This is a genomic window from Zoogloea sp., from assembly GCF_028693495.1.
Classification (GTDB): Bacteria; Pseudomonadota; Gammaproteobacteria; order Burkholderiales; family Rhodocyclaceae; genus Zoogloea.
On sequence record NZ_JAQUVG010000002.1, the window covers coordinates 23,706 to 48,181 of the forward strand.

The window sequence follows — 24,476 nt, forward strand, 5'->3', positions numbered from 1 at the left end:
AGCGATTCTAGCCGAAATCTCAGCGACGCACTCCATGGCAAACCCACCGTATCAAACCTGGATGTGCCTGATCTGTGGGCACATCTACGACGAGGAAACCGGCTCACCCGAGGAAGGCATTGCCCCCGGCACCCGCTGGGCCGACATCCCACCCAACTGGACCTGCCCCGACTGCGGCGCCCGCAAGGACGACTTCGAGATGGTCGTCCTCTGATCCGCAGCCCCCCGGACAGCCCTCCCCGAACCGACCCCGGAGAATCAAGGTGAATCTCAGCGGCATCAAGGTCATGGTCATCGATGACAGCAACACCATCCGCCGCAGCGCCGAGATCTTTCTCGCCCAGGCGGGCTGCCAGGTCGTCCTCGCCGAAGACGGCTTCGACGCCCTGGCCAAGATTTCCGACCATGCGCCCGACCTGATTTTTGTGGACATCATGATGCCGCGCCTGGATGGCTACCAGACCTGTGCGCTGATCAAGAAGAACGCCCGCCTCAAGTCCACTCCGGTCATCATGCTCTCGTCCAAGGACGGACTTTTCGACCGGGCTCGCGGACGCCTTGCCGGCTCCGATGAGTACCTGACCAAACCCTTCACCAAAGAAAGCCTGCTGCGGTCGGTGGCCAGTCATACCCACGCCTCCCGTCCGGCAGATGCCGACGACTGAAAGCCCCAGAAGCCGCCATGCCGATCAAGAAAATCCTTGTCGTAGACGACTCCCCCACCGAAAGGCTCGCCCTGTCGGAGGTACTGGTCAGGAATGGATATCAGGTCGTGACCGCCGAGAGTGGGGACGAAGCGGTGGTCAAGAGCAAGTCCGAACACCCCGACCTGATCCTGATGGACGTGGTGATGCCGGGCACCAACGGTTATCAGGCAACCCGTACGATTGTCCGCGATGAGGCCACCCGTCAAATCCCGGTGATCATCTGCACCAGCAAGGGGCAGGAAACCGACAAGATCTGGGGCATGCGCCAGGGCGCCTTCGACTACATGGTGAAGCCCCTTGATCACACCGCGCTTCTCGAAAAGATCCGGGCCCTGGGCTAGGAAGCACCAATGGCCAAGCGGATCAGCCTCCATGAATTCCAGGCCGGCCTCGCCCGGCGCCTGGCCGAGGCCCGGGACACCCGTGCTTCGGCCCTCCTCGGCATCCAGGCCGGGCACCGCCACTGGCTGCTCGACCTGACCGAGGCCGGCGAGATCCTCGCAGTCCCTCCCCTGGCCACGGTACCCCTGGGTGCCACCTGGTTCCGCGGGCTGGCCAGCGTCCGCGGCAACCTGTTCGGCGTGGTGGATTTTGCTGCCTTCCACGGGGATGCTCCGACACCGGCAGCCGGACATGCCCGCCTGCTGCTGGTGGGGGTTCGCCACGACCTGAACTGTGCCCTGCTGGTGTCACGGGCCCTGGGGTTGCGCCAGATCGAGGATTTCGAAGTCCTGTCCGCCGCCCATGACGCCGATCAGCCATGGATCGGCGATGAGCTGCGGGATTCCCGCGGTATCCACTGGACCCGCCTGCGGGTCTCGGAACTGCTCAAGCACAGCCGCTTTCTGGACGCAGCAGCCCAATCATGAACAACTATTCGGGAGATGCAGCAGGCACCCCCTGCTGAGTGAGGAAGAACATGGGATTCAAGCTACCGGGACTGTCTCTGGGCGGTAAAAAAAACGCCGCGGCCAATGCGGACACGATCATCGACTCCGGGGACATCCCCCCGCCCAAAGCCGCCCTGCCCTTTCTGGCGGGCAAAAGCCCCTCTGAACAGTTGCGCGCCCTGCGTGCTCCCTTCTTCCTCTTTGCGCTGCTGACGGCCGGCTTCGTGGGGTACCAGATCCAGGTCAGCAGCTTCGGTACAGGCTACGTCACCGCCGCCGGCCAGATGCGAACCCTGTCCCAGCAGCTGGCCAAGGCCAGCCAGCTGACCCTCCAGGGCGACACCAGCGCCTTCGCCGAGCTGAAGTCCAGCCGGGATCAGTTCAATACCCTGCTGGAGGCCGTCACCAACGGCGGGGAGGTGAGCGGCACCTCCGTCCCCGGCGGCAGCACGGCCGTGAGCGCGGAGCTGGCCGCCGTGGTCGAGCTCTGGCAGAAAACCGACAAGGATGCAACCAGCCTGCTGAGCCAGGAAAAGAACCTGACCAGTCTGGCCAAGGCGCTGGGCACCATCAACAGCAAGAACCCTGAATTCCTCGAACTTTCCGAGCAGGTCGCCGCCCTCAAGCTCCAGGGAGGCGCCTCCGCCCGGGAAATCGCCATGGCCCACCAGGTGGTGATGCTGACCCAGCGCATCGCCAAGAACGCCAACGCCCTCCTGCTGGCCAACGCCATCGATCCGGAGGTGACCTTCCTGCTGGGCAAGGACACCAACACCTTCAAGGAACTCCTCGAGCAGCTCCAGAAGATGACCCCCGACGGCTCCGATGCCAAGGCGCGACTGGCCCAGCTGGAGTCCGTCGGCAAGGACAACATCGCATCCGTCACGGCCATTCTTGGCAACATCCAGGTACTGGTCCAGGCCAAGCAGTCAGGCAGCAAGATCTTCCAGAACTCCGGCCCCCTGCTCGACAGGACCACCGCCCTTGCCGACGGCTATGCCCGCGCCTACACGGGCTTCTTCACCTGGGTCAGCGCCGCGATCATCCTGTCCACCCTGGCAGCCCTGCTGTGCCTGGTGCTGATGGCAAAAACCTATAACGACGACATCGCCCGCCGCCGTCTGGCGGCCGAACGTCAGCGGGAATCTGCCGAAGCCGAACGGAACGGGACCCAGCAGGCCATCCTGCGCCTGATGAATGAGATGGGCGACCTGGCAGACGGCGACCTGACCGTCCGCACCACGGTCACGGAAGACATCACCGGCGCCATTGCCGACTCGGTGAATTACACCATCGAAGAACTCTCAGTGCTGGTGCGCCGGATCAACGATGCCGCCATCCGCGTCACCGCCGCCACCGAATCCGCCCAGCAGACCTCCGATGAACTGATCGCCGCCACCGAGCGTCAGGCCCAGGAGCTGCGCCTCGCCGGGGAAACCGCCCAAAGCATGGCCAGCTCCATGAGCGCGGCCTCCGAGGACGCCCTGCAGTCCGCCCGGGTGGCCCGCCGCTCCCTGGAGGCTGCCCAGAAGGGTGCTGCCGCCGTGGAAGACACCATCAAGGGCATGAACGACATCCGCGAGAAGATCCAGGAGACCTCCAAGCGCATCAAGCGCCTGGGCGAGTCGTCCCAGGAGATCGGCGAGATCGTGGAGCTGATTTCCGACATTACCGAGCAGACCAACGTGCTGGCTCTCAACGCCGCCATCCAGGCCGCCTCTGCCGGTGAAGCCGGCCGCGGCTTCTCGGTGGTGGCGGAAGAAGTGCAGCGCCTGGCCGAACGCTCCGCCGAAGCCACCAAGCAGATCGGCGCCATCGTGAAGACCATTCAGACCGACACCGGCGACGCCGTGGCAGCCATGGAGAACGCCACCCGCGACGTGGTGGACGGCGCCCACCTCTCCGAGACCGCCGGCCAGGAACTGGCCGAAATCGAGCGGGTGTCGGCAGAAACCGCCGCGCTCATCGAGCGCATCTCGGCCAGCACCGAAATCCAGGCCAAGGCAGCCACCCAGGTGGCAGAAAAGATGAAGAACATTCTTGCCATCACCGACCGCACCACTACGGGTACCCAGCAGACGGCGGTGTCCATCGGAGAACTGGCTGATCTGGCGGTAGAACTGAAGGGCTCGGTGTCCGGCTTCAAGGTCTGAGCCCGGAAACCGCGTGATACTGCAACGGATGCCGATCAAGACCCCTCGATGAGCCCAGCACATGAACTCGACCTCGGTCCGCTGACCTGGGTCAAAAGCGAGATCGACCTGGCCCTGGAAAGGGCCACGGCGGCCCTTGCAGAAGCCGGCACCACCCCGGACCGTCTGGGCAAGGTCAAATTTGCCCAGACCCATCTTCACCAGGCCCACGGCGCCCTCTCCATCGTGGGTCTGGATGGCCTGACCCAGTTCTCCGAGCAGCTCGACCGCTTTCTCGGGGAAATGGCCAGTGGGCAGATCGCCTGCACACCGGATGCCCTGCGCCTGGCCGGGCGCTGCATCGCAGCCATCGGCAACTACCTGAACGAACTCACCCGCGGCCAGCCCGATCAGGCCCTGCGTCTTTTCCGGCTGTACGGAGAGCTTGCCGGGGCCCGGGGGCAGGAAGCCCCGACCCCTGGCGAGCTGTTCTTTCCCGATCTGAGCCTGCGGCCCGAGTTCGACAGCCCGGCCGATACCCAGGACGACCCCAAGCGGCTGCGCAGCCTGCGGGGGCGTTTCGAACGGGGTCTCCTGAAGTGGTTCCGCAACAGTCAGGACCCCAGCGGCCCCTTCGAAATGCGGGATGCGGCGGCAGGCATCGAAGCCCTCCAGGGCGTACCCGCCAGCCGCGCCTTCTGGCTTGCCGTCACTGCCTTCTTCGATGCCCTCGGCCAGCTGTCCATTCCGGTGGACGCGGGCACCAAGCGCCTGTGCGGGCGCATCGATGCCCAGATGCGGCGGGTCATGGAAGGCTCCGGCATGGTGACCGAGCGGCTCATGCGGGACGTGCTCTACCAGGTCGCCACGGCCACGGCCCACTCTCCGCTGATCACCCGGCTGCGCCAGACTTATCAGCTTGACCGTCTGCTCCCGACCGACCGCCCCGAAATTGCCGACCAACCCCTCGCGCCCCTGACCCGGCAGCTCCGGGAAGGGCTGGTGACGGCCCGCGAGGCATGGTCCCAGTTCGCAAGCGGCAGCGCCATCGGCCTGCCGCGCTTTCAGGACGCCCTGGCCTCCCTGCCAGCCCTGGCCCGGTCCATTGGCCAGCCCGAGCTCGGCCTGCTCCTCGACACCGTGGCGGACACAGGGAGCTGGCTGCGTCAGGACCCGCTCCAGCTCAACGACACCCTGTCCATGGATGTGGCCACTGCGATGCTCCTGGTGGATGGCAGGCTGGACGCTGAAGCCCCGCCCAGCACTCAGGAAGCGGCCCAGCAAGCGCTCCTGGTCGAGCGTCTGAAAGCCCACCAGCGGGGGGAGCAGCTTCCCCCCCTGCCCGTTGCCGAACCGGGATCCGAGTCTCTCCACCTGAGCAGACAGCTGGCCCATGAGATCCTGGCCAATCTCTCCGAGGTCGAGCAGACCCTCGACAGCTATTTCCGGGCCCCCAGCCAGAGCAACATCCTTGATACCGTTCGCTCGCCCCTCAAGCAGATCGAGGGCGCCCTGGCGGTCATGAACGAAGATGCTGCCGTCCGCCTGCTCCAGGATGCCGCCGGCCGCATTGCGGGCCTGCCTGGGATGGCTCCGGAGACCGCCAGCAGTGCCTTCGAAGCCATCGCCCATCGGCTGTCCGCCCTGGGCATGTACATCGAAGCACTCCAGCACGGCCCCGCTGACCTGGAAAAAATCCTCAACCCAGCCCAGGCCAGAGCGGCTGCAGCGACCACCCTCGAAGCCGAACTGGCGCAGCAGAAACGCGAAGCCGCCGCCCTCGCCGCCGCCCTCAAGGACAACCCGGAAGACTCCGGCCTGCGCAGTGAACTCCAGCTCAACCTGGAAACCCTGCGTCAGGACGCATCCCTCGCCGCGGACAACGAACTCGAGAAACAGGCCCGGCAGGCCCTGACCATGCTCGACGCGGGCGATCTGTTCGACGCAGCGGATGCACCCCTGGTCCCGGCAGGCACGGACACCCCGTCGATCTCCCCGGAGGCCAGCCGGCTGATGGACGCCAGCGCCGAGGAGCTCGACGCGGAGCTGCTGGGCATTTTCATAGAAGAGGCGATCGAGGTTCGGGCCAGCGTTGCCGAAAACCTCCAGCAGCTCCACCAGGCCCCCGACGACGTGGATCTGCTGACCACCATCCGGCGCAGCTTCCACACCCTCAAGGGCAGCAGTCGCATGGTTGGCCTGAAGGACTTCGGCGATGCAGCCTGGGGCGTCGAACAGACCCTCAACCACTGGCTGCGGCTGGAACGCCCCGTCACCCCTGCCCTGCTGGCATTGATCGACCGGGCCCACCAGCACTTCAGCGCCTGGGTGGAACAGCTCCAGGAAGGCGGCAGCACCACCATGGACGTGTCGGCCCTGATGGCCGAGGCGACCCGCCTGCGCCAGGAAGAGGCCTCCCCCGCTCCGCTCCCCCTGGAGGAAGCCGCTCCCCAGCCCGCAGCAGCCCCCCTGCCCCTGGCCACGGAGCTGGGGCTCGAACCGGAAGAAGTGGACCTGGAAGCAACGGTCAGCCTGGCCGAGTACGATCTGACCGCCACCAGCCTGAACATCGAGCCCGTGGAGCCGCCGGCGCAAGACGGGGCCCTTGAGATCGATCTGGATTTCCCCGAGCTCAGTTTCGAAGCCCCTCCACCACTCCCCGCCCCGGTGGACTTCGAGCTGGACATCCCCAGCCCATCGGAGCCAGTGCCGCCGCCCGAGCCGGATTCACTGCTCGTGGACTTCGAGCTCGGCACCCCGACCAGCCCACCGGAGCCCCCCGCCGGCCCGCCGCCGCCCACCGCAGACAGCATCGAATTCGAATTCGATCTCGGCCTGGCCTCTCCGACGCTGGCCGAGTTGGCTGAGATGGAGGTGGAAGACATCGAGTTCATCGGGCTCCCGGATCAGGCGCCCCTCGACGGGGCGGCCGTCTCCACCGCCGGACTCCCCACAACGGCATCCCCTGAAGAAGAGGACACCCCGGCCAGCCCCGCGGGTTCCGGACAGGCAGATGAAGATCCTGTCGCCTCCGACGATGAGTTCTTTCTGCTGGAAGCGCTCCCCGAGCCCCCGGTGGAGGAAATCAGCCTGCCCGGGCTCCCTGCCGGAGCACCCGACCTCCCTGTGGATCTGGACACCGAGGTTATCGAGGTCACCGACCTGGGGGACGAGATGCTGGACCGGGAGCTGGCCGACGAGGCGGATCTCGACGAGCTGATCGAGATCGAGGAAATCGAAGCGCTGACCGGGGAAGCCCCTTTCCCGGACAGCGGGGAGACACGGATCGCCACCCCGGTACCGGACCTCCGTCTCGACGAGGTGCGCCTGGGCGACGTCACCCTGTCCCGCCCACTTTTCGACCTTTACCTGGCGGAAGCGCGGCAGCATGTCGCCACCCTGCGCCGCGAGCTGGCCCGCCTGTCGGTCAACCCGAGCCTGATCCCGCCCACCAATGCAATCCGTGCCGCTCACACCCTGGCCGGCATCTCCGGCACGGCCCACTTCCCGGCCCCGCAACAGCTGGCCAAGGGCCTTGAGCTGGCCCAGCAACGCCTGGCCGACCATGGGCAGCCCCCCGACAGCACCCAGAGCGACACCCTCAATGAGGCCGCCAGTGTTCTCGAGGCGATGCTGGCCCAGCTCTCCAGCCTGCATCTGCCGGAGCCTGATGCGCCGCTGGTCGAGCGTCTGGACGCGATTCATTCCCTTCACCTGGCCGAAGTCATCCGCCTGCGCCCGCGGCTGGTGCTGGAACGTCCTTCCGTACTCGGGGAGGCCACACCAACGGGCACGGACACCCCCGGCAGCACACCGCTGCTGCGGGATGAGCTTGATCCGGACCTGCTGCCGATCTTCCTCGACGAAGGTAACGAGCTGCTCGACAGCCTGAATGCCGCCCTGCGCCGCTGGCGGGAAACCCCGGACGATCCGGCCCATGCCAGCAGCGTGGCACGGCTGGTCCACACCCTGAAGGGCAGCGCCCGGATGGTCGGGGCAATGAACCTGGGGCAGGGCCTGCACGAGCTCGAGACCCGCCTCGAGCGGGCCCGCAAGCTCGACCCGGCCGGCACCGCCATTACCGACGAACTCGAAGCGGCCCTGGATCAGATCCGCCAGACCCTCGAGAACCTCCAGGGCTCCGGCCCCCCAGCCCAGCCCGCGGCAGGAGCGTCCACGCCGGAAGCCGGAGCCGCTGCGGCACCGACAGCCGAAACCCAGGCCCAGACCGCCCGCACCCAGCTCCGGGTAGATGCCACACGCATCGACCAGTTCGTCAACGAGGCGGGCGAGATCAGCATCGCCCGGACCCGGATCGAGGGTGAGCTGCGCACCCTGCGCCGCTCCCTGCTGGACCTGACCGAGAACGTGATCCGCCTGCGCAATCAGCTGCGCGAGGTGGAGATCCAGGCGGACAGCCAGATGCAGTCGCGCCTGTCCCAGGTGGAAACCCAGCACACCGAGTTCGACCCCCTGGAAATGGACCGTTACACGCGCCTCCAGGAGCTGACCCGGATGATGGCCGAGAGTGTCGGCGACGTGACCACCGTCCAGCAGAACCTGCTGAAAAACCTGGACGGGGCCGAGTCGGCCCTCCACGCCCAGTCCCGGATGGCCAGGGAACTCCAGCAGTCCCTGATGCACGTGCGGATGGTGCCCTTCGACAGCCTCGCCGAACGTCTGTACCGGCTGGTCCGCCAGACCGCCAAGGAGCTCGGCCGGCGCGCCAACCTGGACATCATCGGTGGCCAGATCGAAATCGACCGCAGCGTGCTGGACGCCATGACCGGCCCCCTCGGCCACCTGGTCCGCAACGCCGTCGCCCACGGCATCGAGCCGCCCGAAGAGCGCCGTGCCGCCGGCAAGCCCGAAATCGGCCAGATCACCCTGCAGGTCTCCCATGAGGGGAACGAGGTCGTCATCCAGTTCCGGGACGACGGCTCCGGCCTCGACTTCGAGCGCATCCGGGCACGGGCCATCGCCAACGGGCTGATCAACGCTGGCGAGGACGTGGATGACAAACGCCTCACCAACCTGATCTTCGTACCCGGCTTCACCACTGCCAACCTCTCCAGCCTGGCTGGGCGGGGTGTGGGCATGGACGTGGTGAAGAGCGAAACCGCCGCCGTCGGCGGCCGCATCAGCGTGGACACCGAGGCCGGCCGCGGCACCTGCTTCCGCATCCACCTCCCCCTCACGCTGGCCGTGACCCAGGCCCTGCTGGTCCGCTCCGGTGGCCGGACCTGGGCCATCCCCTCCTCGATGGTCGCCCAGGTTCAGGAGCTCAAGGCCCCGGCACTGGAGAAACTCCGCGAGGAACGGGGTACCGAATGGCTCGGGGACCACTACGCCTACCGCTACCTGCCGCGCCTGCTCGGCGACCACGACTCCCAGCCCCAGATCGAACGCTTCAACTGGGTCCTGCTGCTGCGGGCTGGCAGCGAGACCCTGGCCCTCCATGTGGACAGCCTGCGGGGCAACCAGGAAGTGGTGGTCAAGAACGCCGGCCCCCAGTACGCCCGGATGGTCGGTTTTTCCGGCGCCACGGTACTGGGTGACGGCGAGATCGTGCTGATCCTCAACCCGGTAGCCCTGGCGGGACGCACTCCGGCCGACAGCGACGACGTTCCCGCCGCGCGCACCGACAGCCCGGTCATCAGCCAGCCCACGATCATGGTGGTGGACGACTCCCTGACCGTCCGCAAGATCACTGGCCGCCTCCTCGAGCGGGAAGGCTACCGGGTACTCACCGCCAAGGATGGGGTCGACGCTCTGGAACAACTCCTGAGCGTCACCCCGGATGTGGTCATCGCCGATATCGAGATGCCGCGGATGGACGGTTTCGACCTGACGCGCAACATCCGCGCCGACCAGCGCCTGCGGGACGTGCCGATCATCATGATCACCTCCCGCACCGCCGAAAAGCACAAGCGCTACGCGGAAGAGATCGGTGTCAATCACTACCTGGGCAAACCCTATGACGAGGATGTGCTGCTGCGCCTGATCCACACCTTCGTGGCCATCCGGGGGCTCTGAACCGGGAGGTGCCACCGCTTTCATCCGGGCCAGGCCCGGGCTTGGCTATAATCGGTCGTTTTTTTCCAGCGACCGCCTCATGAACCTGCTCTTCGAAGAGGAGGGTGCCTTCAAGACCGGCACCATCCTGACCGACAACGATGCCTCCCTGCAGGTGGAAACACCTCACGGCAAGCGCCTCAAACTGAAGAGCAAGGACGTGCTGATGCGCTTTGCCCAACCCTCGGCCGGCGAGTTGCTGGAACGGGCGGAGACCGAAGCGGAAGGGCTGGACACCGAGTTCCTGTGGGAAGTCTGTGGTGAGGAAGAGTTCAGCTTCGTCGACTTCGCCAGGGAATACTTCGGTCACACCCCGAGCCCGGTCGAGTCCACGGCGGTCCTCCTCCGGCTGCATGCGGCGCCGATCTATTTTCACCGGAAGGGGAAGGGACGCTTCCGGAAGGCGCCGGCGGAGATTCTCCAGGCAGCCCTCATCGGGCTTGAGAAAAAACGCCAGCAGGCTGCCGCCATCGAGCGGATGCGCGACGAACTGCTGGCCGGCCGGTTGCCGGAGGAACTCAAGCCCCTGGTCCGTCAGCTCCTCTACAAGCCCGACCGCAACCGCCTGGAAACCAAGGCCCTTGAAGCGGCCTGTGCCGAGCAGGGCCGCTCCCCGGCGCGTCTGCTGCTGGAGTGCGGCGCCCTGGCGTCCTCCCACGAACTGCACTTCGACCGTTTCCTGTTCGAATACTTCGCGGAGGGCACCGGCTTCCCGGAGGTGGCCGCCCCCCTCGCGCCCGACGACCTGCCGGTGGCCGCAGTGCGCGCCTTTTCCATCGACGACGCCGCCACCACCGAGATCGACGACGCCTTCTCGATCACGCCGACGGCCAGCGGCTGGCGCATCGGCATCCATATCGCGGCTCCCGGGCTGGGCTTCGGCCGGAATTCGGAGCTGGATGCCATCGCGCGCCAGCGCCTGTCCACCGTCTACATGCCGGGCAACAAGATCACCATGCTGCCGGATGACATCGTTGGCCAATTCACCCTTGGGGAGGGCCAGGACCGTCCAGCCTTGTCCCTCTACCTGGAGGTGAGCCGCGACCTGATGGTCACCGGCCATGAGTCGCGCATCGAGCGGGTGCCTGTGGCAGCCAACCTGCGTCATCACGACATCGAGCCGGTTTTCAACGAAACCACGCTGACCGAAGGCGGTCCCGACTTTCCCTGGAAGTCCGAACTGACCCTGCTATGGGAGCTGGCCACCGTGCTCGAGGCGGGCCGGGGCAAACCCTCCGCCAATCAGGGCATGGTCGATTACAACTTCACCATCGACTGGGACGCCACCACCCCCGATGGCCCGGGCCGGGTGGAGATCAGCCGCCGACCCCGGGGCTCCCCCCTCGACAAGCTGGTCGCCGAGCTGATGATCCTGGCCAACAGCACCTGGGGCAAGGCCCTGGCGGAGGCGGGCATCCCGGCCCTCTACCGGGCCCAGACCGGCGGCAAGGTCCGCATGACCACCGCAGCGGCCCCCCACGAGGGGCTGGGCGTGGACTGCTATGCCTGGTCCAGTTCGCCCCTGCGGCGTTATGTGGACCTGGTCAACCAGTGGCAGCTGATCAGCTGGATCGAGGGCTCCCCTCCGGCTTTCCCGCCCAAATCCGCCGACCTGATCGCCGCCATGCGGGATTTTGAACTCACCTATGCGGCCTACGCCGACTTCCAGCGGGGCATGGAGCGCTACTGGTGCCTGCGCTGGCTGCGTCAGGCGGGGCATCCTGCCATGAACGCCCGCATATTGCGGGAGAGCCTGGTCCGCTTGGAGGACATCCCACTGGTTTTAAAAGTCCCCTCCGTACCGGCCCTTCCCCCGGGCACCCGGGTGCGGCTGAACATCGACAGCACCGAGCTGATCGACATCGAGGTCCGCGCCACCTACCTGGAAACCCTGGCCGCCAGCAGTAGCGAAGCCATTGAGCTGGACGATGCCACCCTGGCCGAAGCCCTCGCAAGCGCGGCAACGCCGCCGGGCGCGGATGCCGGGTCCCCACCGGACAGCTCGACCGCCTGACCTCAGCCCATGCCCTTCGGACGTCCCCAAGCGGTTGCATCTGTGCCTGCCGGCCAGGACTGGCCTGTCTTCGCCGGTCCGACGGCCCGGTATGCGCTGGAATGGGGCGTCGGACTATCGCTGGCCTTCCACGCCCTGGTGCTCTCCATCCATTTCACGCTGCCGGATGGCAGCCTGCACCAGGCCCGGGACCGGGGGCTCGAAGTGGTACTGGTGAACTCCCGCCACAGCCAGGCGCCGGACAAGGCTGACGTGCTGGCCCAGGCACCCCTGGACGGTGGCGGCACGGACGCCAGGACGGGGCAGCTGGCCACGCCTCTGCCCGCCCAGGAGCAGACCCGGGCCGGCGATGGCCTGGTGGAGCTGCAGCGTCAGGCCGAAGTGCCTGCCCCCCCCCAGCTGCAGGCCATGACGGCCCAGCAGGGCAAGGCGCCCCTGCCCGTGGACGCCCGCCAGATCAGCCCTACCGAAACACCCCGCCAGCCCTCCGGTTACGACCTGCTGGACAGCTCCGCTGCGGTTGCCCGGATCGAAGCCCAGATCGACAAGGATCTGCTCGACTACGCGGCACTGCCGCGCAGGAAATTCATCGGCGCCCGTGCGGAGGAATACCGTTTTGCCCAGTACGTGGAGGACTGGCGCCAGAAGATCGAACGGGTCGGCAACCTCAACTACCCTCCCGCGGCCCGGGGCAAGCTGTACGGCAGCCTGCTGCTCTCCATCACCGTCAAGGCCGACGGCAGCGTGAAGCATGTGGACGTCCAGCGCTCCTCCGGCAACCGGGTGCTGGACCAAGCCGCCCTGCGCATCGTCCAGCTATCCTCACCCTTCCCGGCCTTTCCCGCCAACATCCGCAAGGATACGGACGAGATCGTCATCACCCGCACCTGGCGCTTCACCAATGCGGACCAGATGAAAACCGACATCACCGACTGACCCACGAGGCCCGCCATGGACCGCTACGCCGTGATCGGCAATCCAATCGCCCACAGCAAGTCACCCCGCATCCACACCCTGTTCGCCCGCCAGACCGGTCAGGCCCTCAGCTATGAGGCCCTGCTGGCTCCGCTGGACGGCTTCATTCAAACGGTCACGGCCTTCCAGGCTGCGGGCGGGTGCGGCCTCAACGTGACCGTCCCCTTCAAGCTGGAGGCCTTCGACTACGCAGACCACCACACTGCCCGGGCCCGGGCAGCCGGCGCCGTGAACACCCTGGCCTTCCGGCCGGACGGCGTGCTCGGGGACAACACGGACGGCGCCGGCATCCTGCGGGACATCACCGTCAACCTGGGCTGCCCGGTGGCCGGCCGGCGCGTGCTGCTGCTGGGTGCCGGCGGAGCGGCCCGGGGTAGCGTGCTGCCCCTGCTCGATGCCTCTCCAGCCACCCTGACCATTGCCAACCGGACCCCGGGCAAGGCCGCCGAGCTGGCCGATGAGTTCGCCCGAGGCGGGCAGCCAGGCCCGAACGGCTGCGGCTTTGCCGAGCTGGCCGGCCAGGAGTTCGACGTGGTCATCAACGCCACCAGCGCCAGCCTGTCCGATGCAGCGCCCGACCTGCCCCCCGGCCTCTACGCCCCGGGCAGCCTGGCCTACGACATGATGTACGGCAAGGGCGACACCCCTTTCCTGGCCGCCGCCCGGAGCCAGGGCGCGGCACACCTGTCCGACGGACTCGGCATGCTGGTGGAGCAGGCCGCCGAGAGCTTCCTGCTGTGGCGGCACATCCGCCCGGATACGGCGTCGGTCCTGGCCGAGTTGCGCGCCGGCCTGTAAGACTCGATGAACGCCCTCTGGCAGTGGACGAAGCGGGGCCTGCTGGCCCTGGTCCTGCTGATCCTGGCCGCTCAGCTCTGGCTGCTGGGGCATGTCCTGTGGTGGAAATGGGTGCCCCCGGATCAGACCAGCTTCATGCGCCTGCGCCTGATTGAACTCCGGGAACAGGATCCCGGGGCCCGGCTCCGTTACCAGTGGGTGCCCTACGAGCAGATTTCGGTACATCTGAAGCGGGCGGTCGTCGCCGCCGAGGATGACCGCTTTGTGGACCACGAGGGCTTCGACTGGGAAGGCATCCAGAAAGCCATCGAGAAGAACCAGAAAAAGGGCCGCTCCGTGGCGGGCGGCTCCACCATCAGCCAGCAGCTGGCCAAGAACCTGTTCCTGTCGCCTTCGCGCAGCTACCTGCGCAAGGGCCAGGAGGCCATCATCACCCTGATGATCGAGGCCCTGTGGGACAAGCGGCGCATCCTGGAGGTCTATCTCAACGTGGTCGAATGGGGCAACGGCCTGTTCGGCGCCGAAGCCGCGGCCCAGCGCTACTACCGGACCCCCGCAGCCCTGCTGGGACCTGCCCAGGCGGCCCGGCTGGCGGTGATGCTGCCCAATCCCCGCAAGTACGAGACCCGTTACGACGCCCGCCTGGCGGCCCACGCCAGCCGCATCCAGGGACGCATGCACACCTCGGTCGTGCCCTGATTCATGGGCACAGCGGTCACCCGTCACGGCCTTGGGGGACTTCAGCCCCTGCCGTCCACGCCCCCCTTGGGGTAGAATGGCCTGCTTTTCCCCCGTCGTTCCTCCCCCGATGCAATTCGCCGGATTTACCTTGCGAAACAATCTGTTCGTCGCGCCCATGGCCGGCGTGACCGATCGCCCCTTCCGCCAGCTATGCAAGAAGATGGGGGCGGGTGTGGCCGTCTCCGAGATGGTCACCTCCAACTCCCTGCTCTATGGCAGCGCCAAGACCCAGCGACGCGCCAACCACGATGGCGAGGTGGACCCGATCTCCGTGCAGATCGCTGGCGCCGACCCAGCCATGATGGCCGAGGCGGCCCGGCACAACATCGACCGGGGCGCCCAGATCATCGACATCAACATGGGCTGCCCGGCCAAGAAGGTCTGCAACGTGATGGCCGGCTCGGCCCTGATGCAGGATGAACCGCTGGTCGCCCGCATCCTCGAGGCCGTCGTTGGTGCCGCCGGAGGCATCCCGGTCACCCTCAAGTTCCGTACCGGCTGGAACAAGGCGAACAGGAATGCCCCGATGATCGCCCGGATCGCCGAAGAATCCGGCATCCAGCTGATCGCCATCCATGGCCGGACCCGTGCCTGCATGTACACCGGTGACGCCGAATACGACACCATCGCCGACGTGAAGACCCGGGTGCGCATCCCGGTCATTGCCAACGGCGACATCACCACCCCCCAGAAGGCCAGGTTCGTCCTCGACTACACCCGGGCCGACGGGGTGATGATCGGTCGTGCCGCCCAGGGGCGCCCGTGGATCTTCCGGGAGATCGAGCATTTCCTGAAGACCGGCGAAGAGCTCCCGCCCCCCCTGGTCTCCGAGATCGTGCAGGTGTGCCGGGAACATCTGGCCGACCTGTATGCCTTCTACGGCGAGGACACCGGGGTCAAGGTCGCGCGCAAGCACATCAGCTGGTACACCAAGGGTCTGGTGGGCTCCGCCCAGTTCCGCAAACGCATGAACACCCTGCCGACCGTTCAGGAGCAACTCACCGCCGTGGAAGAGTTCTTCGGCAGCCTGGCCGACCAGGGAAACCGCCTGGTCTATGCCGACAACGATGATCTGTCCCAGGAGCTTGCAGCATGAGCAGTACCAGCAACGAGATCGCCGAATCCGTCTGCCGCGCGCTGGACACCTATTTCCGTGACCTGGACGGCGAGAAGCCGAACGCGCTCTACGACATGGTGATCAAGAACGTCGAGAAACCCATGCTGGAGTTCGTGCTCAAGCAGGCCGGCGGCAATCAGACCCTGTGTGCCGAGATGCTCGGCATCAACCGCAACACCCTGCGCCGCAAGCTCACCGAGCACGAACTGCTCTGAACCTGCCCCGCCAGCGATCTTCAGCCATTTTCCCTTTGTCCGCCGCGGTACTCCGCGACCTTCCAGAGAAGCCCATGAAAGTCACCCAAGCCCTGCTCAGCGTCTCCGACAAGACCGGCGTCATCGAATTCGCCCGTGAACTGGCCGCCCTCGGCGTCGCCCTGCTGTCCACCGGTGGGACCGCCAAGTCCTTGCGCGATGCCGGCCTGCCGGTCACCGACGTGTCCGACTACACCGGCTTCCCCGAGATGCTGGACGGCCGCGTGAAGACCCTGCATCCCAAGGTGCATGGCGGCATCCTGGCCCGTCGCGACCTGCCCGAGCACCTGGCCAAGCTGGAAGAGCACGCCATTCCCCGCATCGACTTGGTGGTGGTGAACCTCTACCCCTTCCAGGCCACCGTGGCCAAGCCCGACTGCACCCTTGAGGACGCCATCGAGAACATCGATATCGGCGGCCCCACCATGGTCCGCGCAGCGGCCAAGAACCACGGCAATGAAGCCGGCGGCGTGGGCATCGTGACCGATCCCGAGGACTACGCGACCATCGTCGCCGAGCTCAAAGCCAACGGCGGTGCCCTGTCCTACAAGACCCGCTTCGACCTGGCCCGCAAGGCCTTCACCCACACCGCCCGCTACGACTCGGCGATCTCCAACCATCTCACTGCCTTGGCGGAAGACGGCAGCAAGAAGGCCTACCCGGAGCGCTTCCAGCTGGCCTTCGACAAGGTACAGGACCTCCGCTACGGCGAGAACCCCCACCAGACCGCCGCTTTCTACAAGGAAAGTGCCGCCCCTGCCGGCGCCATCGCCGCCTACACTCAGGTGCAGGGCAAGGAGCTCTCCTACAACAACATTGCCGACTCCGACGCGGCCTGGGAATGCGTGAAGGCCTTTGACGGCGTGGCCTGCGTCATCGTCAAGCACGCCAACCCCTGTGGTGTGGCGGTTGCCGCCAGCCCCCTCGAGGCCTACAAGAAGGCCTTCTCCACCGATCCGACCTCGGCCTTCGGCGGCATCATCGCCTTCAACACCACCGTTGATCGTGCCGCTGCAGAAGCCGTCAGCGCCCAGTTCCTCGAGGTGCTGATCGCCCCGGCCTACACCGACGAAGCCCTCGAGCTCCTTAAGGCCAAGCAGAACGTCCGCGTGCTGGTCAATCCCCTGGGCACCGTCAAGCAACCCGACTACAAGCGTGTGGGTGGCGGCCTGCTGGTGCAGAGCGCCGACTTCGCCCCGATCACCGCCGCCGACCTCAAGGTTGTCACCCAGCGTGCGCCCACCGACAAGGAGCTCTCCGACCTGCTGTTCGCCTGGCGCGTGGCCAAGTACGTCAAGTCCAACGCCATCGTCTACTGCAAGGACGGCATGACCATCGGCGTCGGCGCCGGCCAGATGAGCCGCGTGGACTCCGCCCGCATCGCCAAGATCAAGGCCGAGAACGCCGGCCTGGTGATCCCCGGCTGCGTGGTGGCCTCCGATGCCTTCTTCCCCTTCCGTGACGGCCTCGACGTGCTGGCCCAGGCCGGCGCCACCGCCGTCATCCAGCCGGGCGGCTCCATGCGCGACGCCGAAGTGATCGCCGCTGCCGACGAGCAGGGCATCGCCATGGTCCTGACCGGCTTCCGCCACTTCCGCCACTAAGCCACCGGAGCACTCCAGCATGAAGATCCTCGTCATCGGTTCCGGCGGGCGCGAACACGCGCTGGCCTGGAAGCTGTCCCGTTCCCCCCGGGTTCACAAGGTATTCGTGGCCCCGGGCAACCCGGGTACCGCCCGCGAGCCGGGTATCGAGAACGTGGCCCTCAGCGCCATCCCGGCCCTGGTGGACTTCGTCCGCCAGGAACAGATCGCCCTCACCGTAGTCGGTCCCGAAGCGCCCCTGGCGGCCGGTGTCGTGGATGCCTTCCGGGCCGCCGGCCTGCCCATCTTCGGACCAACCCGGCTGGCGGCCCAGCTGGAAAGCTCGAAGGACTTCGCCAAGCAGTTCCTGCAGCGTCACAAGATCCCGACGGCGAGGTATCAGACCTTCTCCGACCCCGTCGCTGCCCACGCCTATGTGGACACCGAGGGCGCGCCGATCGTCATCAAGGCGGACGGCCTCGCGGCCGGCAAGGGCGTGGTGGTGGCCATGACCGCCGATGAAGCCCACGCAGCCATCGACGCCATGCTCACCCACAACACCCTGGGCGTGCAGTACGACGAGCGTGGCCCGCGGGTGGTCATCGAGGAGTTCATGGAGGGAGAGGAAGCCAGCTTCATCGTGATGGCCGACGGCCGCCACGCCCTGCCGCTCGCCACCTCCCAGGATCACAAGCGCCTCAAGGACGCCGACCAGGGCCCCAACACCGGCGGCATGGGTGCCTACTCCCCCGCCCCCGTGGTCACCCCCGACGTTCATGCCCGCGCCATGCGCGAGATCATCATGCCGACCCTGGCCGGCATGGCGGCCGAAGGCCTGCCCTACACCGGCTTTCTTTACGCCGGGCTGATGATCGACGCCAAGGGAGCCCCCCGGGTTGTCGAGTTCAACTGCCGGATGGGCGACCCGGAAACCCAGCCCATCATGATGCGACTCAAGTCCGACCTGGTGGACCTGGTGGAGGCCGCCATCGCCGGCAGGCTCGACAAGGTCGAGGCCGAATGGGACCGCCGCTTCGCCCTGGGCGTGGTGATGGCCGCCGCCGGCTACCCGGACAGCCCCCGCAAGGGTGACGCCATCCATGGCCTGCCTGCCACCGCCAGCGAAGACACTCATGTTTTCCACGCCGGCACCAGCGACAGCAATGGCCAGGTGGTCACCAACGGCGGCCGCGTGCTGTGCGTCACCGCGCTGGGCGACAACGTGCGCACGGCACAGAAGCGCGCTTACGAGCAGGTGGACCAGATCCACTTCGACGGCATGCAGTGCCGCCGCGACATCGGCTACCGGGCAGTGGCCCGCAAAAACTGAGGAAACCCCATGCCCCAACTGCGCATCGAATACAGTCTCAATATCTCGAGCCGCTTCGACGGCGCGGCGCTGACCCGGGCGAGTGCGGAAACCCTGCTGGTCAGTGGTGTATTCAGCCCGCCCGAGTCGATCAAGGTCCGCCTGATCCCGGTGGAACACTTTGTCGTGGGCAACGATGCCCGGCACGGCTTCCTCCACGCAGACCTGGGCATGCTCTCCGGCCGGGACAAGGCCACCAAGCAGCGTCTCACCGAGGCGCTGGTGGCCACGCTGGGTGCCCAGTTGCGGCCCGGCCCCGAGACGGTACAGCTCACCTCCGAAGCCCGCGACATGGATCGGGAAACCTACTCCAAACAGCTCGTACCCGGCGTCTGAGGCCCGCTGCAGCATGCTGACGGGGGCATTCGCCCCCCTTGTCGACTTTCCCCGGGGCCTGCCCCGGCCACGCTTCAGGAATGAACTGCCCATGCCCGACCGCAATGCCGTCAAAGCCTATCTGCTGGACCTCCAGAACCGCATCGTGGCGGCCCTCGAAACCTTCGACGGCGCGCCCTTCCTGACCGACAGCTGGGTGCGCCCGGCCGGAGGGGGGGGGATCACCCGACTGGTCGAGGAAGGCAATTTCTTTGAACGGGGCGGCTGCAACTTTTCCCACGTGATGGGTGAAGGCCTTCCGCCCTCCGCCACCGCTGCCCGCCCGGAGCTGGCCGGGCGCAGCTACGAGGCGATGGGTGTCTCGCTGGTGCTTCACCCCCGCAACCCCTACTGCCCGACGGTGCACATGAACGTGCGCTTCTTCATCGCCAGCAGCCCGGGCAAGCCCGATGTATGGTGGTTCGGCGGCGGCATGGACCTCACCCCCTACTATCCTTTCGAGGAAGACGTACGGCACTTCCACGCCGCCTGCAAGGCGGCCGTGCTGCCCTGGGGCGAGACGGAATACCGGCGCCTCAAGGACTGGTGCGACCGCTACTTCTTCCTCAAGCACCGTAACGAACCGCGCGGCGTAGGGGGCCTGTTCTTCGACGACCATGGCGCCGACGGCCAGGTGGACTTCGACACCGCCTTTGCGATGACCCGCAGTGTCGGCGATGCCTTTCTGCCGGCTTACCTGCCCATCATCGCGCGCCGCCGGGACACCCCCTACGGGGAGCGGGAGCGCGACTTCCAGGCCTACCGCCGGGGCCGTTATGTGGAGTTCAACCTGGTCTTCGACCGGGGCACCCTTTTCGGCCTGCAATCGGGCGGCCGCACCGAATCCATCCTGATGTCCATGCCGCCCATCGTCAAATGGCGCTACGACTGGCAGCCGGAGCCGGGCAGCCCGGAGGCCCGGCTGTACTCCGAGTTCCTGGTCCACCACGACTGGGTCTGAAGCCTTTCAATCCGGCGGATAACTGCGCAGGTACTCCAGCAAGGTCCGGGTTCGTTCACGCACCAGACCGTTGCGGAAGGCAGCCCGGCTGAGGGCCGCCGAGGAACCGTGCGCCCGGTTGGACCAATTGCTCTGAATGAAGCGGATCTCGGCATCCCGGTAGGCCAGCCACTGACGCTGGGCCCGCCGCAACGCGTTGCGGGCATCGGGTCCTGCTCCGCGCAACACCGCTCCATAGGCGTGATTCAGGCGTTCATCCAGAAAGCGGGCATACAAGACACTCGCATCCAGGGCTGCCGCCGCATCCGGAGCACGGGCAATCCGCTCCTCATGGGCGGCCACAGCGGCAGCGAAGCCGGGCAGCGGATCCTCCCGGTCCGGGTTGTCAATGGCCAGGGCAGGCCCTGCCGCCAGCGCAAGGCACAGACTCCACCGCCCTGCCCATCCCAGCCACCTCTGTGCACCCAAGCGTTTCACCACCGTTCGTAGACACCCTTCGTGTAGACATTCCATTCGCACTGACGCCGACGCTCCAGCCCCAGCATGACCTTGCCCTGGGATTTGTTCCAGGATTTCCAGGCAGCCTCCAGATTGCGGTAGCTGGACGACGCGGCCGGGTCATTGACGAGCCGGGCCACCGATGACCGGGCAAAGGCTGAGACCCCGATGTTGAAGGCCAGGATCACCAGGGCATCGAAACGGTTCGCTGCCAATGGCACCTTGATGGTCTCCCGCACCGCCTGCTCGAAGGGCACCAGGTCCGCATCAAACAGTGCATCGGCCTGCGCTGCAGTGATGCCGTCACGGTAGCGGGACCACTCGCTACGGGCAATCAGATGACCATAACCGATCGTTGCGCCGGGCACCCAGGCCGTGATGCGTGTCATGCCGCTCTTCTGGTCATCATAGGGCCGCAAGGCCAGGGTCTCGACCGAGCGCAGCAAGGCCCGCCCCTGGTGCGTCATCGCCGCAGCGGAGATCACCTCCGGCGACACAGCCACCGCCTCGTCCAGCGCCCTGAAGGTGCGCCCGCCGGGATCGATACGACCGTCCGGACGCAGCATGCCCAGCACCCGCTGCTGGAATTCCTCAATCGCCTCGAAGGTCTCGTCGCCCTGCGCACCATCTTCATCAATCGGAGGGGCCCCCACCTGGCGGTGACGGTTGAGCAGCTTCTGCACCAGCAGCACATCCTTCTTGAAGGGCCTGGCCACCCCACGTCCCACCGCAGCACTCAGACTCGCCATGATTGTCCCCTCACGCATACCGGGTATGTGGACTATAGAGCAGCCCGTTTACACCCGCCAGGCAACGGAGCATCAAAAAGGCAAACGCCCGGCGTCCTGAGGACAGCCGGGCGTTTGCCTTGAACGGCCCCATCAGGGGGCCGTGAGCGTAAACCGCTTAGATCTTGCCGACCAGATCCAGGGAGGGCTTCAGGGTCTCGGCGCCTTCCTGCCACTTGGCGGGGCAGACCTCGCCCGGGTGGGAGGCCACGTACTGGGCAGCCTTGACCTTGCGCAGCAGCTCGGAAGCATCACGGCCGATGCCCAGGTCATGAATCTCGGCAACCTTGATCTGGCCTTCCGGATTCACCACGAAGGTGCCACGCAGGGCCAGCCCCTCTTCTTCGATCATCACATCGAAGTTGCGGGTGATGGCACCCGTCGGATCGCCGATCATCGGGTAGCTGATCTTCTTGATGGTGTCGGAGGCGTCGTGCCAGGCCTTGTGGGTGAAGTGGGTGTCGGTGGACACGGAGTACACCTCAACGCCCAGCTTCTTGAATTCGGGGTACAGATCCGCCATGTCGCCCAGCTCGGTCGGGCAGACGAAGGTGAAGTCGGCGGGGTAGAAGAAGAAAATGGACCACTTGCCCTTCAGGTCTTCGCTGGTGACCGGAACGAACTTGCCATTGTGGTAGGCGGTAGCACTGAACGGCTTGATTTCGGTATTGATCAGGGACATAGCGTTTCCTTCACTGGTTGAGAAGACTTGGAAGCCAGATGATAGGCTGGCTCGCCTCATCGTTCAAATTGATTGATGAAATTATCCATATTGCCAAAAACTATCAACCATCGATCCCCTGGAGCCTCCGGGTGCGCCATCCGGACAGCAACGCCTGGTGCGGGTACAGCAGTGCCCGCTCCTGCACGCCTCAGCGCCGGGCCATTTCCGCTGCGGCGCGATAATGCCGGTTGGCATCGTCCCCACGCCCAAGCCGGTCAGCCAGGTTGGCCAGCTCGAGATGGGCCTCAAGACCCGGCGCCACAGCGAGGGCCGCATCGAAATAGCTTTCAGCCTTACCCCACAGCTGGGACTGCACACACAGACGGCCCAGGGTCAGCAGCAGCAGGGGATCCCGTGGCTGGCGCTTGAGCCACTCTTCTGCCCTGGCCAGCCGGCTGCGCAGCTCGCCGCCTTCGTAGCGTCCGTAAAGCCCCGCCAGCTCCGAATCCCAGGACTGGGCCAGCTGGACCTCGATGACTTTCCGGGCGCCATCCCCATCACCGGCGTCAATCAGGGCCCGGGCCAGTTCCCTGACCACCACCGGATCCCGCTGCTCGTCCCGGGGCAATTCCTGCCAGTAGGCTGTCAGGGCCCCCGCGTCGCCAGCCCGCTGGCGGAGACCCTCCTGGTGGGCACGACGCTTGACCGGCTCAGCGACCTCCGGGGACAGGGACTTCACCTTGACCAGCTGCCGCACCAGGCGAACCGCCTCGGTCCAGTTTCCCTGCGCCTGGGCAGTCCGCAAGGCGAGGCGCAAGGCAGCAATGTGGCGCTGGCCTCCGGCCTGGAGATCGGCAATACGCTCCGCCGCCTCATCGAAGCGGCGCCCCTCCACCGCCAGTTCTGCCTCGGTCATCAGGCGGGCCACCCGGACGCTGTCGTCATGGCGGGCCGCCTTGGCCAGCCACTCCCGGTAGCGGGGCTCATCCCTCAGGGAGTGCGCCGCCCGAGCCGCCAGGAGTGCGGCCAGTCCAGGCGACTCACCGGCCTCGTAGGCAGCGCCGGCCTGACGCAAGGCCTGGCCAAAACGGCCTTCGATGCGCAGCAAGGCCGCATCATAAAGGGCCTGGGACGCCCGCTCCCGCCCCTTCCGGACCCGGAAAGCCTGGACTGCCCGCGGCAGGGCCAGGGTGTTGGCCACCAGGCGGACCAGGGCATAGACCGCCACGAAGGCCGCCACCACCACCACCACCAGCAGATTCATGGAAATCTGGATCCGGTACGGGGGCAGGACCAGCAGGGCATAGCCCTCGTTGTAGCGTCCCGCCACCGCCAGCCCCGCAGCCAGCGCAAACAGTCCAATCAGCCACAGCACTCCACGCATGGCCAGCCTCAGTTCTTGCGGGCCGGACGGACGGCACCTTTGGTCGTGGACGTATCGGCGGCATTACCGGAGGAGACCGCCACTCCGGCCTGCTCGGCGCGCCGCTCGGGGATGGCCAGCAAGGCGCGCAGCGCTGCCTGGCTGGCCTGGAGGGTCGGCAGATCCATACCCACGGGCAGCTTCTGGAATTCGTTCAGATCATCCCTGGCTGCCTTGACCGCAGCCGCATTCAAATCAAAGTAACGCTCCAGCCACTGGGCGGAAATCCGCATGTCCTCCCGGAAGGTGTTGCCATCCCGGGACAGCAGGGCGAGGCGGGCATTGAGCAGACGCAGCTTGAGATTCTCCCGCAGGAAGACCGTATTGCTCGGGGCGAGCAGGGCAGGATCGGGGCGATCCATCCGCTCGATCCGCAGCAGCTGGCTGAATTCGCTCCAGAACTCCTGCCAGAGGCCCTTCAGCCAGGACGGCTCGAGATTTTCCAGCTGGCCCGGACTCGCCTTGGGACGGGCCTCGAAGGCCAGCGGCAGCCCATCGATGCGGCCGATGAGGGTTTCCAGTTTCAGGGCCAGGCCGGAACCATCCACCTGGGGCAAGGCCTCCAGGGTCTGGATTTCACTGGCGATCGCCTTGCGGAGAGGCAGCCACTGGGGCCGGTCCAGGCTTCCGAGACGGGCGTCGGCCACCTGCAGTGCGGCCAGGGCGTTCTGAACATTGGCCGCCAGCTGCAGTTGCTGGGTGGCAATGGTCAGGGCCTGCTCCACCTCGGCCAGGACCCGGTCGTCCCGGGTGCGGGAAAACTCCTGGTACATGGACTCCAGGGCGAGCTGCTGTCCCTGGGATTCGGCGATCCTCGCTTCGAGGGCGCCCACCTTGCCCTGGAGGTCCTGCAGGCTGTCCTGGGCCTGCCGGGCCAGGGCACGCCCCTCCGCAGCCACGCTGTCTCCGTCCGCCAGGCGACGGGCGAGTTCGGCCTGCAGGTCAGCCAGGCGGCTGCGGGTTTCGATCCACTGCCAGGCCAGCAGGGCAACAGCGACGGCAGCGATGATGGCCGAGGGACGCTGCCAGGGCGAAGGCGAAGAAGACGGCGCGGTGGCCGGCTGGGCGGCCTCAATGGGCGGAAGGCTGGGAAGTTCGCTGCTCATGGCTGA

At 66.6% G+C, this 24,476-nt stretch carries 21 protein-coding genes; 16 read left to right on the forward strand and 5 right to left on the reverse strand.

The window, feature by feature from the left end; all coding sequences use genetic code 11:
* Window positions 1–61 precede the first annotated feature (61 nt).
* From PHD22_RS00560 to hemF, 16 genes are all read left to right on the forward strand, one after another.
* Window positions 62–214: a rubredoxin gene (locus tag PHD22_RS00560; protein ID WP_299860897.1), complete on the forward strand. Its 153-nt coding sequence runs from the start codon at window positions 62–64 to the stop codon at window positions 212–214.
* A gap of 49 nt (window positions 215–263) precedes the next feature.
* Window positions 264–665: a response regulator gene (locus PHD22_RS00565; RefSeq protein ID WP_299860722.1), complete on the forward strand. Its 402-nt coding sequence runs from the start codon at window positions 264–266 to the stop codon at window positions 663–665.
* A 17-nt stretch (window positions 666–682) separates the two neighbouring features.
* Window positions 683–1,048, forward strand: coding sequence for a response regulator (locus PHD22_RS00570; protein ID WP_299860726.1), 366 nt, complete (start codon window positions 683–685; stop codon window positions 1,046–1,048).
* A gap of 9 nt (window positions 1,049–1,057) precedes the next feature.
* Window positions 1,058–1,576: a chemotaxis protein CheW gene (locus PHD22_RS00575; RefSeq protein WP_299860731.1), complete on the forward strand. Its 519-nt coding sequence runs from the start codon at window positions 1,058–1,060 to the stop codon at window positions 1,574–1,576.
* Between the two features lie 50 nt (window positions 1,577–1,626).
* Entirely contained in the window at window positions 1,627–3,750 is a 2,124-nt protein-coding gene (locus tag PHD22_RS00580) for a methyl-accepting chemotaxis protein (RefSeq protein ID WP_299860734.1), read from the forward strand.
* Window positions 3,751–3,798: 48 nt separating this feature from the next.
* Window positions 3,799–9,765, forward strand: coding sequence for an Hpt domain-containing protein (locus PHD22_RS00585; protein WP_299860737.1), 5,967 nt, complete (start codon window positions 3,799–3,801; stop codon window positions 9,763–9,765).
* Between the two features lie 79 nt (window positions 9,766–9,844).
* Complete coding sequence (locus PHD22_RS00590) at window positions 9,845–11,818, forward strand: RNB domain-containing ribonuclease (protein WP_299860740.1); 1,974 nt, start codon at window positions 9,845–9,847, stop codon at window positions 11,816–11,818.
* 9 nt (window positions 11,819–11,827) lie between these two features.
* The gene (locus tag PHD22_RS00595; protein ID WP_299860744.1) at window positions 11,828–12,754 is read left to right on the forward strand and encodes an energy transducer TonB; all 927 of its coding nucleotides are present in this window, start codon (window positions 11,828–11,830) and stop codon (window positions 12,752–12,754) included.
* 15 nt (window positions 12,755–12,769) lie between these two features.
* Window positions 12,770–13,591 (forward strand): shikimate dehydrogenase, encoded by an 822-nt coding sequence (gene aroE / locus PHD22_RS00600; RefSeq protein ID WP_299860747.1) that lies wholly within the window; start codon window positions 12,770–12,772, stop codon window positions 13,589–13,591.
* 6 nt (window positions 13,592–13,597) lie between these two features.
* Window positions 13,598–14,290, forward strand: a complete 693-nt coding sequence (gene mtgA / locus PHD22_RS00605) for a monofunctional biosynthetic peptidoglycan transglycosylase (protein ID WP_299860749.1) — start codon at window positions 13,598–13,600, stop codon at window positions 14,288–14,290.
* A 109-nt stretch (window positions 14,291–14,399) separates the two neighbouring features.
* Window positions 14,400–15,428, forward strand: a complete 1,029-nt coding sequence (dusB, locus tag PHD22_RS00610) for a tRNA dihydrouridine synthase DusB (RefSeq protein WP_299860752.1) — start codon at window positions 14,400–14,402, stop codon at window positions 15,426–15,428.
* A complete protein-coding gene (locus PHD22_RS00615) occupies window positions 15,425–15,664 on the forward strand; it encodes a helix-turn-helix domain-containing protein (RefSeq protein ID WP_299860755.1) in 240 nt (79 codons plus the stop codon). The genes dusB and PHD22_RS00615 overlap by 4 nt, the downstream gene beginning before the upstream one ends.
* 74 nt (window positions 15,665–15,738) lie before the next feature.
* Window positions 15,739–17,307 (forward strand): bifunctional phosphoribosylaminoimidazolecarboxamide formyltransferase/IMP cyclohydrolase, encoded by a 1,569-nt coding sequence (gene purH / locus PHD22_RS00620; protein WP_299860758.1) that lies wholly within the window; start codon window positions 15,739–15,741, stop codon window positions 17,305–17,307.
* Window positions 17,308–17,326: 19 nt separating this feature from the next.
* Window positions 17,327–18,616, forward strand: a complete 1,290-nt coding sequence (purD, locus tag PHD22_RS00625; protein ID WP_299860760.1) for a phosphoribosylamine--glycine ligase — start codon at window positions 17,327–17,329, stop codon at window positions 18,614–18,616.
* Between the two features lie 9 nt (window positions 18,617–18,625).
* Window positions 18,626–18,991, forward strand: a complete 366-nt coding sequence (locus PHD22_RS00630) for a 5-carboxymethyl-2-hydroxymuconate Delta-isomerase (RefSeq protein ID WP_299860763.1) — start codon at window positions 18,626–18,628, stop codon at window positions 18,989–18,991.
* Window positions 18,992–19,082: 91 nt separating this feature from the next.
* Window positions 19,083–19,991 (forward strand): oxygen-dependent coproporphyrinogen oxidase, encoded by a 909-nt coding sequence (gene hemF / locus PHD22_RS00635; protein ID WP_299860765.1) that lies wholly within the window; start codon window positions 19,083–19,085, stop codon window positions 19,989–19,991.
* 6 nt (window positions 19,992–19,997) lie between these two features.
* Here hemF and PHD22_RS00640 read toward each other — a convergent pair whose 3' ends face one another.
* The 5 genes from PHD22_RS00640 to PHD22_RS00660 form a co-directional block, all read right to left on the reverse strand.
* The gene (locus tag PHD22_RS00640; protein ID WP_299860768.1) at window positions 19,998–20,459 is read right to left on the reverse strand and encodes a lysozyme inhibitor LprI family protein; all 462 of its coding nucleotides are present in this window, start codon (window positions 20,457–20,459) and stop codon (window positions 19,998–20,000) included.
* A gap of 5 nt (window positions 20,460–20,464) precedes the next feature.
* A complete protein-coding gene (locus tag PHD22_RS00645) occupies window positions 20,465–21,238 on the reverse strand; it encodes a glycoside hydrolase family protein (RefSeq protein WP_299860771.1) in 774 nt (257 codons plus the stop codon).
* 157 nt (window positions 21,239–21,395) lie between these two features.
* Entirely contained in the window at window positions 21,396–21,959 is a 564-nt protein-coding gene (gene ahpC, locus PHD22_RS00650) for an alkyl hydroperoxide reductase subunit C (protein ID WP_299860774.1), read from the reverse strand.
* A gap of 190 nt (window positions 21,960–22,149) precedes the next feature.
* A complete protein-coding gene (locus PHD22_RS00655; RefSeq protein ID WP_299860777.1) occupies window positions 22,150–23,325 on the reverse strand; it encodes a heme biosynthesis HemY N-terminal domain-containing protein in 1,176 nt (391 codons plus the stop codon).
* Between the two features lie 8 nt (window positions 23,326–23,333).
* A complete protein-coding gene (locus PHD22_RS00660; RefSeq protein ID WP_299860780.1) occupies window positions 23,334–24,470 on the reverse strand; it encodes a uroporphyrinogen-III C-methyltransferase in 1,137 nt (378 codons plus the stop codon).
* Window positions 24,471–24,476 lie beyond the last annotated feature (6 nt).

Coding starts and splice junctions, on each gene's coding strand:
- PHD22_RS00560 (WP_299860897.1), top strand. CDS start 62: ATGTGCCTGATCTGTGGGCACATCTACGACGAGGAAACCGGCTCACCC.
- PHD22_RS00570 (WP_299860726.1), top strand. CDS start 683: ATGCCGATCAAGAAAATCCTTGTCGTAGACGACTCCCCCACCGAAAGG.
- PHD22_RS00575 (WP_299860731.1), top strand. CDS start 1,058: ATGGCCAAGCGGATCAGCCTCCATGAATTCCAGGCCGGCCTCGCCCGG.
- PHD22_RS00580 (WP_299860734.1), top strand. CDS start 1,627: ATGGGATTCAAGCTACCGGGACTGTCTCTGGGCGGTAAAAAAAACGCC.
- PHD22_RS00585 (WP_299860737.1), top strand. CDS start 3,799: ATGAGCCCAGCACATGAACTCGACCTCGGTCCGCTGACCTGGGTCAAA.
- PHD22_RS00590 (WP_299860740.1), top strand. CDS start 9,845: ATGAACCTGCTCTTCGAAGAGGAGGGTGCCTTCAAGACCGGCACCATC.
- PHD22_RS00595 (WP_299860744.1), top strand. CDS start 11,828: ATGCCCTTCGGACGTCCCCAAGCGGTTGCATCTGTGCCTGCCGGCCAG.
- aroE (WP_299860747.1), top strand. CDS start 12,770: ATGGACCGCTACGCCGTGATCGGCAATCCAATCGCCCACAGCAAGTCA.
- mtgA (WP_299860749.1), top strand. CDS start 13,598: ATGAACGCCCTCTGGCAGTGGACGAAGCGGGGCCTGCTGGCCCTGGTC.
- dusB (WP_299860752.1), top strand. CDS start 14,400: ATGCAATTCGCCGGATTTACCTTGCGAAACAATCTGTTCGTCGCGCCC.
- PHD22_RS00615 (WP_299860755.1), top strand. CDS start 15,425: ATGAGCAGTACCAGCAACGAGATCGCCGAATCCGTCTGCCGCGCGCTG.
- purH (WP_299860758.1), top strand. CDS start 15,739: ATGAAAGTCACCCAAGCCCTGCTCAGCGTCTCCGACAAGACCGGCGTC.
- purD (WP_299860760.1), top strand. CDS start 17,327: ATGAAGATCCTCGTCATCGGTTCCGGCGGGCGCGAACACGCGCTGGCC.
- PHD22_RS00630 (WP_299860763.1), top strand. CDS start 18,626: ATGCCCCAACTGCGCATCGAATACAGTCTCAATATCTCGAGCCGCTTC.
- hemF (WP_299860765.1), top strand. CDS start 19,083: ATGCCCGACCGCAATGCCGTCAAAGCCTATCTGCTGGACCTCCAGAAC.
- PHD22_RS00645 (WP_299860771.1), bottom strand. CDS start 21,238: ATGGCGAGTCTGAGTGCTGCGGTGGGACGTGGGGTGGCCAGGCCCTTC.
- ahpC (WP_299860774.1), bottom strand. CDS start 21,959: ATGTCCCTGATCAATACCGAAATCAAGCCGTTCAGTGCTACCGCCTAC.
- PHD22_RS00655 (WP_299860777.1), bottom strand. CDS start 23,325: ATGCGTGGAGTGCTGTGGCTGATTGGACTGTTTGCGCTGGCTGCGGGG.
- PHD22_RS00660 (WP_299860780.1), bottom strand. CDS start 24,470: ATGAGCAGCGAACTTCCCAGCCTTCCGCCCATTGAGGCCGCCCAGCCG.